We start from the raw sequence: 16846 nt of genomic DNA, 5'->3' as shown, positions 1-16846 counted from the left end.
ATGTAGTCGTCATTATTACATTCTGGCATGTGCTGACTACTTATATAACTACCCGCGAATATTATCCTCCGGGGCACGGAGCGAATGGGAAGGCTGGCCGACTGCTCGCTATCCGCGCATCAGGACACCGGCAGCCGATCCGCTAACGCCATAACGGCGTCTCGCGGCATGGGCCTGGCAAAATAGAATCCCTGCAGCAGATCACAGCGGCGCCGCTCCAGATCCTGCTGCTGCACTTCTTCCTCGATGCCCTCGGCGACTACCAGCAGATTCAGGTGATGAGCCATGGTGATGATGCCCTGCACGATGGCAGCGGTGCTACGGTTGGTGACGATATCCCGAATAAAGGCACGATCGAGCTTGACCTTGTGGATCGGCAGATCGCGCAGATAACTCAGGCTGGAAAAACCGGTGCCGAAGTCATCCAGCGCCACCCGAACCCCCATCGCCTTCAGCGAGCGAATCAGTTCGACGGCCGACTCGACGCCGTCGAGGAACACGCTCTCGGTGACCTCAATTTCCAGCATCTCGGGCGGCAAACCGGCATGCTCCAGGGCCGCCTGAATGCCCGCCAGGAAGCCTGCGCGGCGGAACTGCAGCGAAGAGATATTCACGGAAACCGGCACGGCAAGCCTGCCTTGAGCCTGCATGGTCGCGGCATCCTGACAGGCGCGATGCAGCACCCAGTGCCCCAGCGGAATGATCTGTCCGGTCTGCTCTGCCAGTGGAATAAAAACCCCGGGTGACATCATCCCTCGACTGGGATGGTGCCAGCGGACCAATGCTTCCAGCCCCCGAATACGACCGCTCACCGTGTCCACGATGGGCTGGTAGTAAAGCTCGAACTGGTTGTGCTGCAGCGCTGTGTGCAGATCGTGGCGTAGCAGCACCGCCTCCCGAGTGGCTCGCTGCAGGTTGCCCTGATACCACTGCCAGGTATTGCGACCCTGCTGCTTGGCGTCAGTCACCGCCAGGTTGGCGCACTGAATCAACTCATCGGCATGCGCGACATTTTCACGGTTACAGGCAATCCCGATACTGGTACTGATATGCACCGACTGCCCGTCGATCTCGAAGGGTGCGGAAAGCACTTCCAGCACTTCTTCCGCTAACTCGCTGACGACCTGGTGGCTGCCGAGGTCAGGCAGCAGAAGGGCAAATTCGTCACCCGCCATCCGGGCGAGAGTATCGCCACCGTTGACCAACTGGCGCAGCCGATTGCCTACCGCCTCCAGTAACTGAGTGCCGATATGGTAGCCAAACCCATCATTTACCGCCTTGAAGCCGTCCAGGTCGAGGTGCATTACCACCAACAGCCGCTGGTCCTTACGGGCTCTCGCAAAAGCCGTCTGCAAGCATTCATCGAAGGCGGTGCGGTTGGGCAGGCCGGTTAGCGGATCGTGAGTGGCCTGGTAGGCAATCTGCTCTTCCTGCATGCGCTGGCGAGTGATGTCCTGCTGGATCCCGATGTAGTGGGTGCAGCCGCCCTCCGCGTCGAACACCGGGCTCAGGGACAGATGGTTCCAGAAAGGCGTGCCATCCTTGCGATAATTGATCATGGTGACCGCGGTAGACCGGTGCTCAGCGATTGCCCCGCGAATCGTGTCGAGCGCCTCCGGATCACTCTCCGGGCCTTGAAGAAAGCGACAGTTGCGACCCAGGACCTCGTCGGCGGTATACCCCGTCAGCTCGTAGAAGGCGGTATTGGCATATACCAACGGCATATCGGATCGCACGGCATCGGCCATGACGACGCCGTTGGGTGTCGCCTGAATGCCGCGCTCAAGCAGGCGTCGGGACTCCTCCTCCTGCTTGTGGACGGTGATATCACGACAGATACCGTAGACACCCACCACCTTGCCATCGACCGAAACCGGAAAGTTGAGAATCTCCAGCTGGTAGGTATGGCCGTCGCGATGGACTCCTACGGTCTCATACTGGTAATGGCCCCCATTTCTCGCGGTATTAAACCCGGCCTGGGTCAGCTCGCGATACGCCGGGTCGATGAATCGGTTGAAGTGCCGCCCGATCAGGGCCTCCTCGGGATAGCCTGTGATACGCGTCAGCGCCGCGTTACCTCGCTGGAAGCGCCCCTTCAGATCGAATTCATAGACACCATCGGGGTGGTTCGCGAACAGCGAACGATGCCACTCGGAGAGCGTTCGATGGCTGGAAGCATCTCGGTCGCGCTGGATAGCCAAAGCGACCAGCGCCGCCGCCTGCCTCATGCGTCGGTGACTGGCTTCGGTCGGCTGCTGCGGCTTGCGGAAATAGATGCCGAAGGTCCCCAGCAGCTCCCCTTCGGACGTCAGCACGGGATTGGACCAGCAGGCGCGCAGCCCTTCATGGTCGGCGGCATCACGAAATGCCGCCCAGCGAGGATCGGTGCGAATATCTGCGGTGACCACCGGCTCACGGCAGGCTGCCGCACTACCGAAGGATGCCACACCAGGCCCGACAGGCACCGCCTGGAGGCACTCGTGATAGGCCCTGGAAAAATGCCGGCTGGAAATGAGGCTGAGGGTTTGTCGCCGGGAATCGAAGCTCATGAAAGCCACAACGGCGCTTGGCAGCAGTACTTCTATCCAGCGTGCAATGGCATCCAGCGTCTCCTCAAGGGGCACCTGACACGCAATAAGCTCATGGACTTCTTGCTGGGCCTCCATTAGCGCTAGTTCATCGAGCAATTGCGCACCTCCATGCGGTATGTCACGTCCTCTTTTACTGCTATCCCTATGGTGGATAGCGCGGCCAAGCGTACAGCGACAGAAAAGCGTGTTCTTCCACTGAACCGCCATAACGAACAGGCGCCAGAATGAACGAGCCAAACCCTTACCGGCAACCCTCGGGAGGTTTATCCATTGGCATCATGCCTATCGCCAGCCATGGCGACATCGTCAGGCTCGTAAAACCGCCCGGGTGAGAACAATCACCCGGGCGGTTATCTCTCTATGCGTCGACTCGGGATCTAGAGCGTGATGAAGGGCTGCTCCTCTCCGTCGCGAAACTGGTAGATATTCCACGCCTCCTGCTTGGGCCCCGGCATGCCGGGAGTACCGATGGGCATGCCCGCCAGGCCGATGCCATCGGTGTCGGGACGCTCCTCGAAGAGCTTCTCCACCGCCTCGAAGGGCACATGCCCCTCGATGACATACTCTCCCATCTCGATGGTATGGCAGGCACCCAGGCCATAGGGCAGGCCAACGCGCGCCTTGACCTGGCCGACCGGAATGTCATCGACGATCGCCACGCTTACCCCGCGCGCCTCAAGCTGGCGGGCGTACTCATCGCAGCAGCCACACTGGGGGTTCTTGTAGAGGGTCGCCTCGTCGGGTAGCGCGGCCTGAGCGGTGCCGGCGCCCAGAAGCAGCGCGACAGAGACGAACAATCTAGGGGCGATATGGTTCATGGAAGATCCTCTTGGTCGAGCTCATCAGGACGAAGCATTCATTGCCGTATATGGCATGATTCCTGACAAATGGATATAACAAATAATAGAAAACACGAATAACGGGAAGCCGTTCCGCTACCCGGCTAGCGGGTGTCGGATATTATCAGGATCCGGGAGGTTGCCTGGCCGGTGCCGCAGTCGATGGCACAGTCGCCCATCGTTGCATGCCCCGGCAGACTGGATATCAGAAGCAGCACCGCCAGGAACAACGCCACCAGGCGTGCTCCTCGGGCGAACTTTGGACATCCGACTCTGCCTGTCATGCGGTGACACTCAGGATGAATACGCCATTGTCACTCGGCAGTGGGGATCACGACCATGACCCAGAACAATAGAAGGCTCAAGGACATGACCCGAACCGCACTGCTGTGCTGCTGCATGCTGCTGACCGGCCTCGCCACGGCCGCAGACCGTCTGGCGTTCTCGCCGGACGACATCATCACCTGGTCGACGCGCTCGTTTGACGGCAACACCCAATACCAGGTAACGGAGGAAAACGGCACCCCGCTACTTCAAGCCCGAGCCCGACAACAGGCCTCGGCCAAATACCTGGAGCGCGAGATAGACCTCGATAAAACACCCTACCTGCACTGGTGCTGGCGAATATCAGGCACCTACCCGGGCCTCGATGAAAGACAGAAGGCCGGCGACGACTATCCCGCTCGGGTCTATGTGGCACGCAAGACGGGGCTTTTGCCCTGGCAGGTGGAGTCGGTGAATTACGTGTGGGCCTCGAGCGAGCCCGCCGGCACAAGCTGGCCCAACGCCTTCACCTCCCGCGCCCGGTTGCTGGCACTGCAGAGCGGTAGCGCCCGGGTGGGCGAATGGGTGGCAGAGGTACGCAACGTGCGCGACGACTATCAGCGGCTTTTCGGTACCCGGCCGACAAGCCTCGATGGCCTCGCCCTGATGGCCGACGGCGACAACGCCGGCGGCGATGCCACGGCCTGGTTCACAGGGCTGGGCTTATCGGCAAGTCCAGTGTCGCCCAGCTGTCCGTAACGACGGCGAACCAGGCTGCCTGACTCGATCGATTCCTGGCATGGTGTCGCCACCCTCTTATACTGTATAAAATGACAGCATAGAGAGGAGGCACCCGATGACCATCGACACCCTGATTCCCGCCCATCCGACGCCACCCGGCCTGGCGCTGCCCCATCCCCTGGCGCTGACGCGGGCCGGCATCTCCGGTTTTCCGAGCCCCGCCCAGGACTATGAAGGGCGCACCCTGGATCTCAACGAGCGGCTGGTGAAGCGCCCCTCGGCCAGCTTCTTCATGACCGTGACCGGCGACAGCATGGACCCCCTGGGCATCCACGACGGCGACCTGCTGCTGGTCGACCGCTCCATCGAGCCGCGGCCGGGCCATATCCTGGTGGCCCTGGTGGAGGGCGAGATCACGGTGAAGCGCTACCAGCTGCAGGGTCGTCGGCCCTACCTCTGCTCCGCCAACCCGGCCTACCCGCCGATCCCGCTCGAGGACCTCGACTGCCAGGTGTGGGGCGTGGTGCGCTCGGTCATCCACGAGTACCCGGTGTGACCATGATCGGCCTGATCGACTGCAATAACTTCTACGTCAGCTGCGAGCGCGTCTTCCAGCCTCGGCTGGAGGGGCTGCCCGTCGGCGTGCTCTCCAACAACGATGGCTGCGTGATCGCCCGCTCCAACGAGCTCAAGGCGCTGGGGGTGGAGATGGGCACCCCGGCCTTCGAGCTGAAGGGGCTGCTGCGCCAGGGACGCATCCGGCTGCTCTCCTCCAACTACGAGCTGTACGGCAACATGTCGGCCCGGGTGCAGGCGGTGCTGGAGGAGTTTTCCGCCGGGGTGGAGCCCTATTCCATCGACGAGATGTTCGTGCGCCTCCACGGCTTCGAGCACGAGCAGCTGCTGACCCACTGCCGTGAGCTCCATCACAAGGTGCGGCGCTTCACCGGCATCCCGGTGAGTGTCGGCGTGGCCCCGACACGAACCCTGGCCAAGCTGGCCAATCGGGCGGCCAAGAAGGTGCCCGGCTGCCGGGGCGTCTGCGTGCTGCTGGCGGGCAGCCCCGAAACGGCGAGGCTCCTGCAGCACACCGAGCTGAGCGAGGTATGGGGCGTGGGTCGCCGGCTGGTGGAGCGGCTGGCCTTGATGGACATCCGCACGGCCTGGGACCTGGCCCAGGCCGACCCCAAGGCGATTCGCCGGCGCTTCTCGGTGACCCTGGAGCGCACCGCCCTGGAGCTGCGCGGCGTGCCCTGTACCGAGATGAACGACGCCGACGAGTCTCGCCAGCGCATCATGACCTCGCGCTCCTTCGGCAAGCTGACCGACAACCGCGACGCGATCCACGAAGCGTTACGCCAGTTCGGGCAGCGCGGCGCCGAGAAGCTGCGCGCCCAGAACAGTCTGGCCCGAGCCGTCTACGTCTTCCTGAGGACCCACCGGCACCGACCCGATCTGCCCCAGTATTCGCCCGGCGTCGTGGTGGAGCTGGCCCGCCCCACCGACGATAGCCGCGAGATCCTGCACGCCGTCGGCCAGGCCTTCGCTGCCATCTATCGGCCGCACTACCGCTTCATGAAGGCCGGGGTGATGCTGCTCGACCTGATAGACACCCATCGGCAGCAGCTTTCACTGCTGGAAACGCCCCGGAGTGCCGCGGAACGCGAGCGCAGCGAGCGGCTGATGGCGACCCTGGACGACCTCAACCAGCGCATGGGGCGCGGCACCGTCAAGCTCGGTATGCCCTCCCCCGGCGCCGCCTGGCATCTACGCTGTGCCAATCGCTCGCCGCGGTGGACGACGCGCTGGAAGGAGCTACCGATTATCACGGCGCGCTGAAAGGCGCCGTCGCCGACAACGAATACCCTAACCCGCCGGCTCGGCCATGGCATCCTGCCGCTTGGCCAACTTGTGGCCGTCTTCGGTCTGGCCGATCTTCCAGTAGCTTGAAACATACAGGTGCGACCTGGGCACCTCATGCGTCTGCTTGAGCCAGCGACGCAGGGCCCGCATGCTCCCGAACTCACAGGCCGCCCATACGGCGGGCTGGCCGTCCAGCCAGGGCAGGCCTTGCACCTTGTCCAGCAGCGGCGTGCCTGTCGGATCCGGCCGAGGGTTAATGATCCAATGCACCTGGAGGTTGTCGGGATGCACCAGGGGCTGCTTGTCCGCCGGGTCGGCAATCTCGATGACCGCGTGGCCCCGGGCATCGTCGGGCAGCGCGGCAAGGTTGACGCTGATGGCGGGCAAGGCCGTCATGTCGCCGGCCAACAGGAACCAGTCGGCCTGGGGCTGAATCAGCTTCTTGGCGCCAGGGCCGCCCACCAGGATCCTATCGCCGGGCCTGGCACTGGCGGCCCAGCCGGACGCCGGACCCATATGCTCGTGCAGGACGAAGTCGACATCGATCTCCGTCGCGCGCTGATGCCGAATGGTATAGGTCCGCATCAAGGGGCTTTCTTCTTCCCCCCGCGGAAAGATCAGCTTGATATAGGCACTTTCCTGGTCCGCCGGAAACCCCGCCAACCCCTCCCCACCCAGGGTTACGCGATGCATATGCGGCGTGATCCGGGTCGAGCGCACCACCTCCAGTTCCCTCTTCTCGGGCTTACCCATGCTTGTGACTCCTGTGCGGCTCTGTCGTGTGACCCATGGCATTGGTGGTCATGGTGGCGGCAATACGCAGAAAGGTATCCAATTCGTCGGCGTCGAGCCCTTCGGTCAAGCAGGCCGCGGCCTCCCCTTCCAGCACGGAGACCTTCTCGAGCATCTCCACGCCGGCATCTGTTGGCGCCAATAGCTGGCTGCGGCGATCCTCCGGGTTATCCGACCGCTCGACGAGCCCCTCTTTCACCAAGTCGTTGAGCACCCGTGTCACTCGCGACTTATCCTGCCCCATGCGCTGCACGATGACCCTAGCGGTACAGTCGGGTAGGCGCCCGACGCCTTTCAGCACGCGAATATGAGTAATAGGCAGCGTTATCTGGTGCCGCCGAATATTGGCGCGAAGCCGCCATTTGTAGGCATGCATCAGGCGATGCAATGCCTCGCTCAAGGAAGATGACGCCATGTGCTGGTACCCAATTGGTTGCCTATGTCCACTATATAGGCATGCAAGATAATGTCAACCATTCTCAATTATAGAGAGGAATGGGGGAAAGCCCACCGCGTCGGTTTCCTGGCCCGGCACGAATCACCCACCACCTCGCGGCAATGCGCGCCGCCGACGGGGCCGCGTCATAACATTTTGTTACTTATAAGGGGGAACTCATGTGCCCTTTCCACGACAGATAAGATACGGCACTACGACACACCGCCGAATTCGGTCCGCATCGGTGGGCCTGACACAAGGAAGAGAACAAGGAGTGATCACATGCTGTATGGAACGCCTCTCCTGCGTAATGCCACAGTGAGCCTCCTGGCCGCCGGCAGCCTGGCGTTATCCGCCTCGGCCATGGCGGAGCCTCAGGGGCTCTACTCCAGCGACGAGTTGCTCGACGCCGATGTCTACACCGCGGCCGATAACCGGGAGATCGGTGAGGTGGAAGACATCCTGCTGGATAACGACATGAGGGTGCGCGCCCTGGTAGTCGATACCGGGGATCTCCTCGATATCAACGGCGAACAGGAGTTCGTCATCGAGGCCGGTCAGTTCAGCGTGGAAACCCATAACGGTGACAACCTCGACGACATCGAATACCGCGTAACCGTCGACATGAACGGCGCACAGATCAGCCAGCAGCCGGCCTATGATAACGACTGGTGGCGGAACGCTCGTCAGGGCGCCCACGACGCCTGGGACCAGACCAAGGAGGGAGCGGCCAGCGCCTGGGACTCCACCCAGGAAGGCGCCTCGCGTGCCCTGGACCGCATCGGCAAAGCCCTGGAGGACGTCGGCAGAAAGACCCAGGAGGCCGCCGAGTAATCGGCGCATGATGCCCACGCGCCTGACAGTATGAAGCGCCGCGTGACGATGCGGGCCCGGCCATTGGCCGGGCCCGCTTCATGTGCGCGCCTACGGAGACGCCGCCCTGGAACGCCCTTAAGCGCTGCCGGACGGCACTCGCCGGGATGCTGGTACTGGCACTGGCACTGGCACTGGACGGCGATCATCCCCGGGAGGAGGCCGCCCACAGGTTGATGCCGCCATCAACCGCATGGCGATCGATCTCGGCGAGCTCCGTGTCGCTGAAGTCCGGGGTCTCGAGGGCCCCCAGGCTTTCGATCAGCTGCTCCGGGCGGCTCGCGCCGACCAGCGCCGAGGTCACGCGACCGCTGCGCAGCACCCAGGCGATGGCCATCTGCGCCAGGCTCTGGCCGCGGCGCTCGGCGATCGCGTTAAGCGCCTGCACCCGGGCCAGGTTCTCGGGCGAGAGGTGCTCATCCTTCAGGCCCTTGCCCCTGACGGCACGGCTATCCTCGGGCACACCCTTCAGGTACTTGCCGGTCAACAGGCCCTGAGCCAGCGGCGAGAAGACGATCGAGCCGAGGCCCAGCTCATCGAGGGTGTCCAGCAGCCCATCGCTCTCGACCCACCGGTTGAGCATCGAATAGCTCGGCTGATGGATCAGGCAGGGAGTGCCCAGCGAGCGCAGAATCTCGGCCGCCTCCCGGGTGCGCTGGGCATTGTAGGAAGAGATGCCCGCGTAGAGCGCCTTGCCCTGCCGCACCGCCTGGTCGAGGGCCATCATGGTCTCCTCCAGCGGCGTCTCGGGGTCGAAGCGGTGGGAATAGAAGATATCCACGTAGTCCACGCCGAGCCGCTCGAGGCTGCGATCCAGGCTGGAGAGCAGGTACTTGCGGCTGCCCCACTCGCCGTAGGGTCCCGGATGCATCCAGTAGCCCGCCTTGGTGGAGATCACCATCTCGTCGCGATGGCCGGCGAAATCACTCTGGAGGATGCGGCCGAACAGCGCCTCGGCACTGCCCGGCGGCGGCCCGTAGTTATTGGCCAGGTCGAAGTGGGTAATGCCGTGATCGAAGGCGGTGCGGCAGATGGCCCGAGCATTCTCGGGGCTCGCGTTCTCGCCGAAGTTCTGCCACAGCCCCAGCGAAATGGCCGGCAACTTCAGGCCGCTGCGCCCGCAGCGGTGATAAGGCATGCGCTCGTAGCGGTCTGCCGAGGGCGTATAGCTCATGGTGTCCCTCTCCTCGAAGGTCGCGTGTCTCCCTGGCCGCCGGCAGAACCGGACCTGCCGCGGCCGCGTGAGACTCAGTATGGGATCTTACCGGGCGGCTGGCGATGCCAGGCGTTCTTAGCCAAGGTCGGCCAGGAGTGGCCCGGAATCTGATGGAACGCCCGTTGCGCGACCTTCTTGCGCCGACACTTACCCTGTCTTGTTGTCTGGCGGGCCTTATCTCTTTATCTTTCAGCAATTTTGTGACCTCAAGGTACACAAAAATGCTGATTATCGAAGCCGTCCCTCCCGGCTTCATGGTCGACTCCCGCTGGCTCTATCACGGATAGCATGCCTTAGATGTCGGGTCCAGCATGGCATACAAAAGCTGTAAACCCCTACATATCATAAAGAAGCTACTATTACTTCAAAAATAAAATTCCTTGAAACTCAAGAGCATCATGCATAACCTTCAATATGACTCCATAAGCTTTCTCACTGCACTGATAAAAGACACACTTCCACGGTCAATCGATAGAGCATTACATACACTAGGAGAAGCAACATGAGAAAGATAAAAAAGACTACTCGCAAGTATATACTAGCATCCATAGCATCTATATCTTGCTTTGTTACTTTAGCTGGAACAAGTACAGCAGGCGAACTTACTGGCCAGGAAGAATCAAAGCGCCCGATATTGATACAGGGGCCAATGCCAATTGAAGCAGAAGATTTTGCTAGCCGCCTTAAAGATGTCAAAGTAGAGGAGTCAGGCTCAACCTTTGAATTTTACACTGGCACGGTAGATGACTACCCTGTCATTGTTTCAAAGACAGGAAAAGGTATGGAAAACACAGCAGCAGCGACTGCTGTTGCGATTTTAAAATATAATCCTGCTGCCATTATCAATCAAGGCACATCTGGCGGCCATGACCCAGATCTCAACGTTTTCGACATTGTCCTAGGTGAGCGCACGGTTAATATCGGCTCTATGAAAACAGGAGATCGTGCGGAAGGTGAAGGTATTGTAGCGACAGACTGGAAGCCGATGGACGTTATGGCATCTGAAGGCAGTGCCGGTGAAGACCCGAATGCTGAGAAGGCTCGTTACTACGATGCGGACCCGGATCTTTTAGCCGCGGCTAGATGTCGGGTCCCGTGTGATTGACAACCCGTTTGGTAAATAGCTCAGCTCGCTTGGCCTGCCACTCCTTCATCGCCGTGATCGGTGACTGATGATGCAGTGCTTTCTGAGGGATGTGGTGATTGTACAGCCAAGCGTAGCGTTTGAGCGTCTGTTCCAGGTCCTCGCCTGAGGTATACCGCCGGGTTGCCAGCACGTCGCTGATTCGGCCGTTGAACCGCTCTACCATACCGTTCGTCTGCGGCCTTCCCGGCTTGATCAAGCGATGGTCAATACCATGGGCCTGGCACTCCTGGTCGAAGGGGTGGCGGCCGCTGGGCTTGCGTTCACCGGCCCTTGTGAAGCGATCCGTGAAGGACTTGCCGTTGTCGGTCAGCACTGTCTGAATCTTGAAGGGGCTCTTCTCTTCCACCCGCTTCATGAACGCCCGTGCATCCTTCGCGGACTGGCTGTGTCTGACTTCCAAATACACCCAGCGCGTTGCCCGATCGATGGCCACGTACAAGTAGCGTTTCTGCTGCTCGTCAGGCATCTGGGGCAGGTGCTTGATGTCGACGTGCACGAAGCCCGGCTCATAGTCCTTGAACGGCTTGTGCCGAGGTCTCGCGTCATCGCCGGCATCCTGCCGTGCCAGTTCTGCCAGCGTTGGCACTTCACGCCGCTTGAGCATGCGGTGCAAGCCGGAGCGTGACAACCGAGGGTTCAGGAACTCACGTGCCACGACGAGGAGGTCATCCAGGCCGAGACGGAGGAATTCACGGGCGGCGATCAGCACGTCTTCCTGCTCGGTAGTGAGCGTGGCCAGCAGGTTGTGGCGTGTATGAGGCCGGTCATGGACATCGTCGCGGTATCGCCAGCGGCGTATGGTCGAGTCGGATACGCCATACTGACGGGCCAACTCGCTATCCGTGATGCTGGAGGGTGCTGCCTGGATCTCGGCACGGATTTTCGGTGTCGTGGTCGCTTGCTTATGCAGCTTGATGTCCATGAACCTGCTCCCGGATGAATTGCTGTAGAAGCTCTCTGGCTGCCAGCAAAGGATAACTCCTATAGCTCATTTGATCATCCGGGACCCTACAGCTAGAAAAGTAAAGGGCAGCTACACAAAAGGCAAAATAGTAGAAGGGACTATTGGCTCAGCTGATCTATGGAATAATGAGGTAGACCGTATCAACTGGTTCCATGAAAATTACGGCACATCAGTCGAAGAAATGGAATCTGCGTCATCTGCGATGATTTCAAAGGCCTACGATGTACCGTTTCTGGCAATTCGTATCTTGTCGAACAACAAGACAAACAATGGTGCCTACAACCCTGAAACAGCAGCCGCGAACCAAGAATATGTCTATGAGGTGGTTCGGGAGTACATTTCGTTCCTGAAGAGCAAGTAATCATTTAGCCACCGAAGTCATGGCTAGATACGTCAGGATGAGCCGAGACATGGTAGTTTCGAGGACTACCAAGTCTCGGCTTTATTGATTCATGGAGTAGCCGCAACACTCAGGTAAAGTAATCCCCTCCATAGCTGCACAGGATATAGTGCAGTCATCGGGAGGACAGGGTGAGCGACGACAAAGGCCTGTTCTTCAGCAGCCGGCACTACACGGGTACTGCGAGGACCTATAGGCTGACGCAGAAATTCAAGACGCCGTATACACTAAAACAGAACGAACTTCTCGAGCGCTTCGAGTCAGCCAGGATGGTGATCGATCGCTTGACACGATACTACAACGAAGAGCAGTCACATCAATCCCTGGACTATGAGGCATCCCGAGCACACTCAACATCAGTTGCGTAGTGTGTGCAGAAACCAGAGGATCGTTATCGTTACACAGCTGGACTCGAACCAGCGACCAAGGGATTATGAGTTCGCTTGTAAATCAATATGTTGCTGATATCAAAGGAAAAGCAACCGTAATCGAGCGAAAGGCACAGTTCTTTGGAATCAGTAGGTTAGCGAAATTTGAGGATAGCATACGAAGCTGGTGTGTGTACCGGGAGTGTACCATTAGGACCTCCCCTCTATCGACAAACATGCCTCTGAAGGAAGCACAAAACTGCCTCTACTGACCGCTTACGGCTAAAGGGGACACTCAGCCAGAGCTGATGTAGCGCTTGTAGCAGGGAGAGCGTCCCTTGCCTGCACTTGTTATCTGGCTTGCGAAAAATCCGGCTTCAGTAGCTCGGAGTTCAACTCATCTAAAGGAACACCCCAAGCGACCGTCAGCATATCCCTACATGCCTGCGCGACATTCATAGAGAAGGCATTGAATAGTGGCTGGATACACTCTTTGCCCTCCAGGTTACCGGCATTGCACTGTACCGCCCGAGACCCTACGGCCCCAACTGCCTTAAGGGTCTCGTTATCCAAGTAGAGCTGCCCCGTTCCGTAGAATATCGAAAAAAGCTGGTCAATCAGCTCCTGAGGAACAATCCCATCGTTTGCGGACACAGCAATATCGGAAGAAGTCATTGTTATTGCACGACAAGTTTCCATTTGGCTGGTCCAAAACGGGGATTTATAGGTTTTCTCTACGCTGCTTGCATACTGAAAATACCCGGCAACTATTGGTAACACCGCGCCGATGGCGGCGGCTGCAGCAATGACTATGGTCCAAAATCGATATTTTTCCTGTGTCATGAACACCTCATAGGATTACAGATAACGCCGCCAGCATGCGCGGCTTTGTAGTGAAAGCGAAGCCTCAACGAAAAAGCGTCGCCGTGCCTGGCTTGGTTATGAATTTCTCGTCGCAATTTGGCGCCCCTCACTTGTCAGGGCCCATATCATTTCGCCCGTTTTATTCTTGTTTGCGACGCGAACGAGTTCATTGTTCACTAAAGACACCAAAGCTGCCCATGCCTCTGACTCGGCGCAACTTGCATCCTTGCTTATACCCGACAAAGTGCGCCAAGTATATTTAGTATCAGATAACGCTGAGTTAAGCTCAAGTCTGGTGTATGGGAGGAGGTAGGAAGGGTGGCGTATCCTGTTGATTGATCACGACCAAGATCTCAACCAACACGAGTGGATACGCCATGACCGATTCTACCCTCCAGGCTCTTTCACAACCAGAACCCCAAGTCACTGACCCGCTGCACGAGCTACTGCGCCAAGGTGCCCGTGACCTGATCGCCAAGGCCGTCGAGGCCGAGCTGGCCACCTTTCTGACCCAGTATGCCGATCAGCGGCTCGACGATGGGCGCCAGGCCGTGGTCCGCAACGGCTATCTGCCCGAGCGCACGGTGCAGACCGGGGTCGGGGATGTCAGCGTGCAGGTGCCCAAGGTGCGTGACCGCAGTGGGGGTGGCGTTCGCTTCAACAGCAGCCTGCTGCCGCCTTACCTGAAGCGGGCCCGCAGCATCGAGGAGCTGATCCCCTGGCTCTACCTGAAGGGGATCTCCACCGGCGACTACCAGGAGGCCCTGGCGGCGCTGCTGGGCGAGCAGGCCAAGGGCCTGTCGGCCAACACGGTGTCACGGCTCAAGAAGCAGTGGGAAGGCGAGCATACCGAGTGGCGGAAACGGGACCTGGCCGACCAGCGTTACGTCTACTGGTGGGCCGACGGCATCTACAGCAATGTCCGCATGGATGACCGCTTGTGCTTGCTGGTGATCATCGGCGTCACCGAGCAGGGCCGCAAGGAGCTGGTGACCGTCGAGGACGGCTTCCGCGAGTCGGCGGACAGCTGGGAGACGCTGCTGACAGGCCTGCGCGAGCGCGGCTTGACCACGGCTCCCAAGCTGGCGGTAGGCGACGGCGCCATGGGGTTCTGGGCGGCGTTGAGCAAGATCTACCCGGCAACCGACCATCAGCGCTGCTGGTAAGCGCTCCACCAACCCCACCTTCTGTGGCGTGAGTTAGATCGGTAGTGTGTCTTTCCAGCGCCAAGGGAGCAGCGTGTTGAGGTCGTCGTCCTCGCCGAGTGTCGGTAGCGTTTCGAACACGAACTGCAGGTACTCGTAGGACGAGAGGCCATTGGCCTTGGCCGTCTCGATCAGGCTGTAAATGGCGGCGCTGGCCTGGGCACCGCTCGGTGTGTGGCTGAAGAGCCAGTTCTTGCGGCCGACGACGAAGGGGCGGATGGCATTTTCCGCGGCGTTATTGTCGAGCGGGATCAGCCCGTCATCGAGGAAGCGGGTCAGGCGCTGCCATTGGCCATCCAGGTAGTGCAACGCTCTGCCCAGTGCGCTCTTCGGCAGCACCTGAGTCAGCGACTTGTCGAGCCAGGTGCGTAGCTGGGTGATCAGCGGGCGGCTCTTCTGCTCGCGCAGCGACTGGCGCGCTTCGGGTGCCAGGCCCTTAGCCTGCTTTTCCACGCCATAAAGCTTGCGAATCTGATTGAGGGCCCAGTCGGCCTTGCCGGTCTTGCCCTTGGGCTGCACCTTCTGCGCCTCGACGAACTTGCGACGGGCGTGCGCCCAGCAGCCGGCATGGATGATACCATTCTTGCGCACCACCTCGGCATAGCCCTCGTAGCCATCGGTGACCAGGCGACCGGCATAGTCACCCAGCAGGCGTACGGGCACTCGTCCGGCGCGGCTGGCGTCATAGTCAAACAGCACCACCTGTTGGCCAGGTGGGCCACCGCGCTGTAGCCACATATAGGACGTTGAACTCGCCGGCCGGTCGGGTTCCGTGTTGACCTGAAGTGTGGTCTCGTCCATGTGGATCAGCGGGGCTTGCAGCAGGTGTCGGCGTAGCGCCTCGATCAGCGGTGTCATTCGCTCGCCGGTTTGCACCATCCAACGGGCCAGGGTGTTGCGCGGGATCTCGGCGCCGTGACGGGCAAAGATCTGGCTCTGCCGGTAGAGCGGCAAGGCGTCCTGGTACTTGGCGGTGGCCACATAGGCGAGCAACGTCGGGCTGGCGTTACTCTTCGGCAGCAGCTTGGCGGGTGCCGGGGCAATCTGTACGCCCTCTTCGCAGGCGGGGCAGCCGTACTTGACGCGCACATGGCGGATCACCTCGACCCGCGCTGGCACCACATGCAGCTCCTCGCTGATCTCTTTGCCGATCTCCTTGAGCTCGGTGCCGTCATCGTGGCAATGCCGGGCCTCCTTGGGGAGCTCATGGACGACCTCGACGCGAGGCAGCTCGGGCGGCAAAGCCACTCGGCCGCCACGGCTGCGGCGCTTGGCCGGCTGTTGGGGTTCAACCGGCACATCAGCTTCGTGGCCAGCCGTGTCATCCTGGGCGCCGGCCTCCTCCTCGTCGGCCGCCACTTCCGCCTCGTTGATGAGCAGGTCTCCCTGCGCGACACGGTACTTTTCGGTGGAGGGACCGAACTGACGTTCGATGGCCAGGCGGAACTGCTCGAACAGCGCCGCCTTGGCGGCTTCCCACTCCGCTTCCTTCTTCTCCATCAGTTGATGGAGACGCGCGATTTCCTCCTGCTGAGAACGCACTTGGCGCTGCAGCTGGGAGACGCTGGCGGAGGAAGTCGAGGTCGACGAAGTCATGCCGATATTTTACCAAGCAGTGCCACCGGAGGCAGCAAAAACATCAACCCACTGCCTGGAAATCCAAGGCCTTGTGGGGCTGCATGGCGCTGAGGTCATAGCCATCCAGAAGCCAATTCAGCTCCTGACCCGAGAGGGTGACCGTGTCGCCCTCCAGTCGGTCCGGCCACTTGAAGCGCTCCCGTTCCAGGCGCTTGTACCAGACCACGAAGCCGTTGCGCTCCCAGAACAGCAGCTTCACCTTGTCGCGCTGGCGGTTGCCGAACACGAACACGGCCTCCTCGAAAGGGTTGAGCTCCATGGCCTCCTGAACCAGCAGGGCCAGTCCGTCGATCTGCTTGCGCATGTCGACCGGCTCGCGGCACAGATAGACTCGCAGTCCGGTATCTGGCCGAATCATGGCGCTACCTCCACGGCGACGAAGCGCTGCGGCCGATGCCGCGGCGGCACAGGCACATCCTGCACCACCAGACGCTGCTCCCACGCCAGCAGTGACGCCAGCTCAAGTCCTTGCTCCTCGGCGTACTCGCTCAGCGGCAGTTGTCGAGACGAGGCATGGAACAGATGGCCCAACCAGAGGGCCTGCGTCGAAGTCAGGTCGGTCATGGTGTCCTCCTTGCTATCGAATGACACCAGTCTGACGGACACTATTCAGCGGCAGAAGATGGGGTTGGTGGAGCGCTTACC

General features: G+C 60.5%; 16 protein-coding genes and 1 pseudogene. 7 read left to right on the top strand and 10 right to left on the bottom strand.

The window, feature by feature from the left end; translation table 11 throughout:
• Nucleotides 1-119 precede the first annotated feature (119 nt).
• Together Q358_RS0105935 and Q358_RS0105930 are read right to left on the bottom strand one after the other, a co-directional pair.
• Nucleotides 120-2687, bottom strand: coding sequence for an EAL domain-containing protein (locus Q358_RS0105935; protein ID WP_027961208.1), 2568 nt, complete (start codon nucleotides 2685-2687; stop codon nucleotides 120-122).
• A 281-nt stretch (nucleotides 2688-2968) separates the two neighbouring features.
• On the bottom strand, nucleotides 2969-3409 hold the full coding sequence (locus Q358_RS0105930; RefSeq protein ID WP_027961207.1) for a DUF411 domain-containing protein: 441 nt from the start codon (nucleotides 3407-3409) through the stop codon (nucleotides 2969-2971).
• A 360-nt stretch (nucleotides 3410-3769) separates the two neighbouring features.
• On the opposite strand from Q358_RS0105930, the gene Q358_RS0105920 reads away from it, so the two are divergent.
• The 3 genes from Q358_RS0105920 to Q358_RS0105910 all read left to right on the top strand — a co-directional run bounded on the left by Q358_RS0105920 (nucleotide 3770) and on the right by Q358_RS0105910 (nucleotide 6274).
• Nucleotides 3770-4453, top strand: a complete 684-nt coding sequence (locus tag Q358_RS0105920; RefSeq protein WP_027961206.1) for a DUF3047 domain-containing protein — start codon at nucleotides 3770-3772, stop codon at nucleotides 4451-4453.
• A 97-nt stretch (nucleotides 4454-4550) separates the two neighbouring features.
• On the top strand, nucleotides 4551-4991 hold the full coding sequence (locus tag Q358_RS0105915) for a LexA family protein (protein ID WP_027961205.1): 441 nt from the start codon (nucleotides 4551-4553) through the stop codon (nucleotides 4989-4991).
• A 2-nt stretch (nucleotides 4992-4993) separates the two neighbouring features.
• Nucleotides 4994-6274, top strand: coding sequence for a Y-family DNA polymerase (locus Q358_RS0105910; protein WP_043487765.1), 1281 nt, complete (start codon nucleotides 4994-4996; stop codon nucleotides 6272-6274).
• A gap of 27 nt (nucleotides 6275-6301) precedes the next feature.
• Here Q358_RS0105910 and Q358_RS0105905 read toward each other — a convergent pair whose 3' ends face one another.
• Both Q358_RS0105905 and Q358_RS16680 read right to left on the bottom strand, forming a co-directional pair.
• Nucleotides 6302-7051 (bottom strand): siderophore-interacting protein, encoded by a 750-nt coding sequence (locus Q358_RS0105905; RefSeq protein WP_027961203.1) that lies wholly within the window; start codon nucleotides 7049-7051, stop codon nucleotides 6302-6304.
• Nucleotides 7044-7505 carry a MarR family winged helix-turn-helix transcriptional regulator gene (locus tag Q358_RS16680; RefSeq protein ID WP_043487745.1) on the bottom strand — a complete coding sequence of 154 codons (462 nt, stop codon included), beginning with the start codon at nucleotides 7503-7505 and terminating at the stop codon, nucleotides 7044-7046. The genes Q358_RS0105905 and Q358_RS16680 overlap by 8 nt, the downstream gene beginning before the upstream one ends.
• Nucleotides 7506-7808: 303 nt before the next feature.
• Between Q358_RS16680 and Q358_RS0105895 the strand changes: the two genes are divergently transcribed.
• Complete coding sequence (locus Q358_RS0105895) at nucleotides 7809-8360, top strand: PRC-barrel domain-containing protein (protein WP_027961202.1); 552 nt, start codon at nucleotides 7809-7811, stop codon at nucleotides 8358-8360.
• A gap of 184 nt (nucleotides 8361-8544) precedes the next feature.
• On the opposite strand, the gene mgrA is transcribed toward Q358_RS0105895, so the two are convergent.
• On the bottom strand, nucleotides 8545-9573 hold the full coding sequence (mgrA, locus tag Q358_RS0105890) for an L-glyceraldehyde 3-phosphate reductase (protein WP_027961201.1): 1029 nt from the start codon (nucleotides 9571-9573) through the stop codon (nucleotides 8545-8547).
• A 544-nt stretch (nucleotides 9574-10117) separates the two neighbouring features.
• Between mgrA and Q358_RS18140 the strand changes: the two genes are divergently transcribed.
• Nucleotides 10118-10720, top strand: coding sequence for a 5'-methylthioadenosine/S-adenosylhomocysteine nucleosidase (locus Q358_RS18140; protein ID WP_084286455.1), 603 nt, complete (start codon nucleotides 10118-10120; stop codon nucleotides 10718-10720).
• On the opposite strand, the gene Q358_RS0105885 is transcribed toward Q358_RS18140, so the two are convergent.
• Nucleotides 10695-11684 (bottom strand): IS481 family transposase, encoded by a 990-nt coding sequence (locus Q358_RS0105885; protein WP_027961200.1) that lies wholly within the window; start codon nucleotides 11682-11684, stop codon nucleotides 10695-10697. The genes Q358_RS18140 and Q358_RS0105885 overlap by 26 nt on opposite strands.
• A 70-nt stretch (nucleotides 11685-11754) precedes the next feature.
• On the opposite strand from Q358_RS0105885, the gene Q358_RS19105 reads away from it, so the two are divergent.
• Nucleotides 11755-12087 (top strand): 5'-methylthioadenosine/S-adenosylhomocysteine nucleosidase family protein, encoded by a 333-nt coding sequence (locus tag Q358_RS19105; RefSeq protein ID WP_211248314.1) that lies wholly within the window; start codon nucleotides 11755-11757, stop codon nucleotides 12085-12087.
• A gap of 758 nt (nucleotides 12088-12845) precedes the next feature.
• Here Q358_RS19105 and Q358_RS0105870 read toward each other — a convergent pair.
• Nucleotides 12846-13337 carry a hypothetical protein gene (locus Q358_RS0105870; RefSeq protein WP_156940865.1) on the bottom strand — a complete coding sequence of 164 codons (492 nt, stop codon included), beginning with the start codon at nucleotides 13335-13337 and terminating at the stop codon, nucleotides 12846-12848.
• A gap of 398 nt (nucleotides 13338-13735) precedes the next feature.
• Between Q358_RS0105870 and Q358_RS16670 the strand changes: the two are divergent.
• Nucleotides 13736-14521: pseudogene (locus Q358_RS16670) on the top strand (IS256 family transposase); the annotation flags it as partial.
• A 36-nt stretch (nucleotides 14522-14557) separates the two neighbouring features.
• Here the strand turns inward: Q358_RS16670 and tnpC are convergent.
• From tnpC to Q358_RS0105850, 3 genes are read right to left on the bottom strand one after another with little or no spacing between them, the layout of a single operon-like run.
• Entirely contained in the window at nucleotides 14558-16159 is a 1602-nt protein-coding gene (gene tnpC, locus Q358_RS16665) for an IS66 family transposase (RefSeq protein WP_027962263.1), read from the bottom strand.
• Between the two features lie 43 nt (nucleotides 16160-16202).
• On the bottom strand, nucleotides 16203-16559 hold the full coding sequence (gene tnpB / locus Q358_RS0105855) for an IS66 family insertion sequence element accessory protein TnpB (protein ID WP_027961197.1): 357 nt from the start codon (nucleotides 16557-16559) through the stop codon (nucleotides 16203-16205).
• Complete coding sequence (locus Q358_RS0105850; protein ID WP_027961196.1) at nucleotides 16556-16765, bottom strand: hypothetical protein; 210 nt, start codon at nucleotides 16763-16765, stop codon at nucleotides 16556-16558. Before Q358_RS0105850 ends, tnpB begins: the two co-directional genes overlap by 4 nt.
• Nucleotides 16766-16846 lie beyond the last annotated feature (81 nt).

It is taken from the genome of Halomonas halodenitrificans DSM 735 (assembly GCF_000620045.1).
GTDB lineage: Bacteria > Pseudomonadota > Gammaproteobacteria > Pseudomonadales > Halomonadaceae > Halomonas > Halomonas halodenitrificans.
The sequence above is the reverse complement of the archived record's forward strand: the minus strand, read 5'-3'. Positions and strand labels throughout refer to the sequence as shown.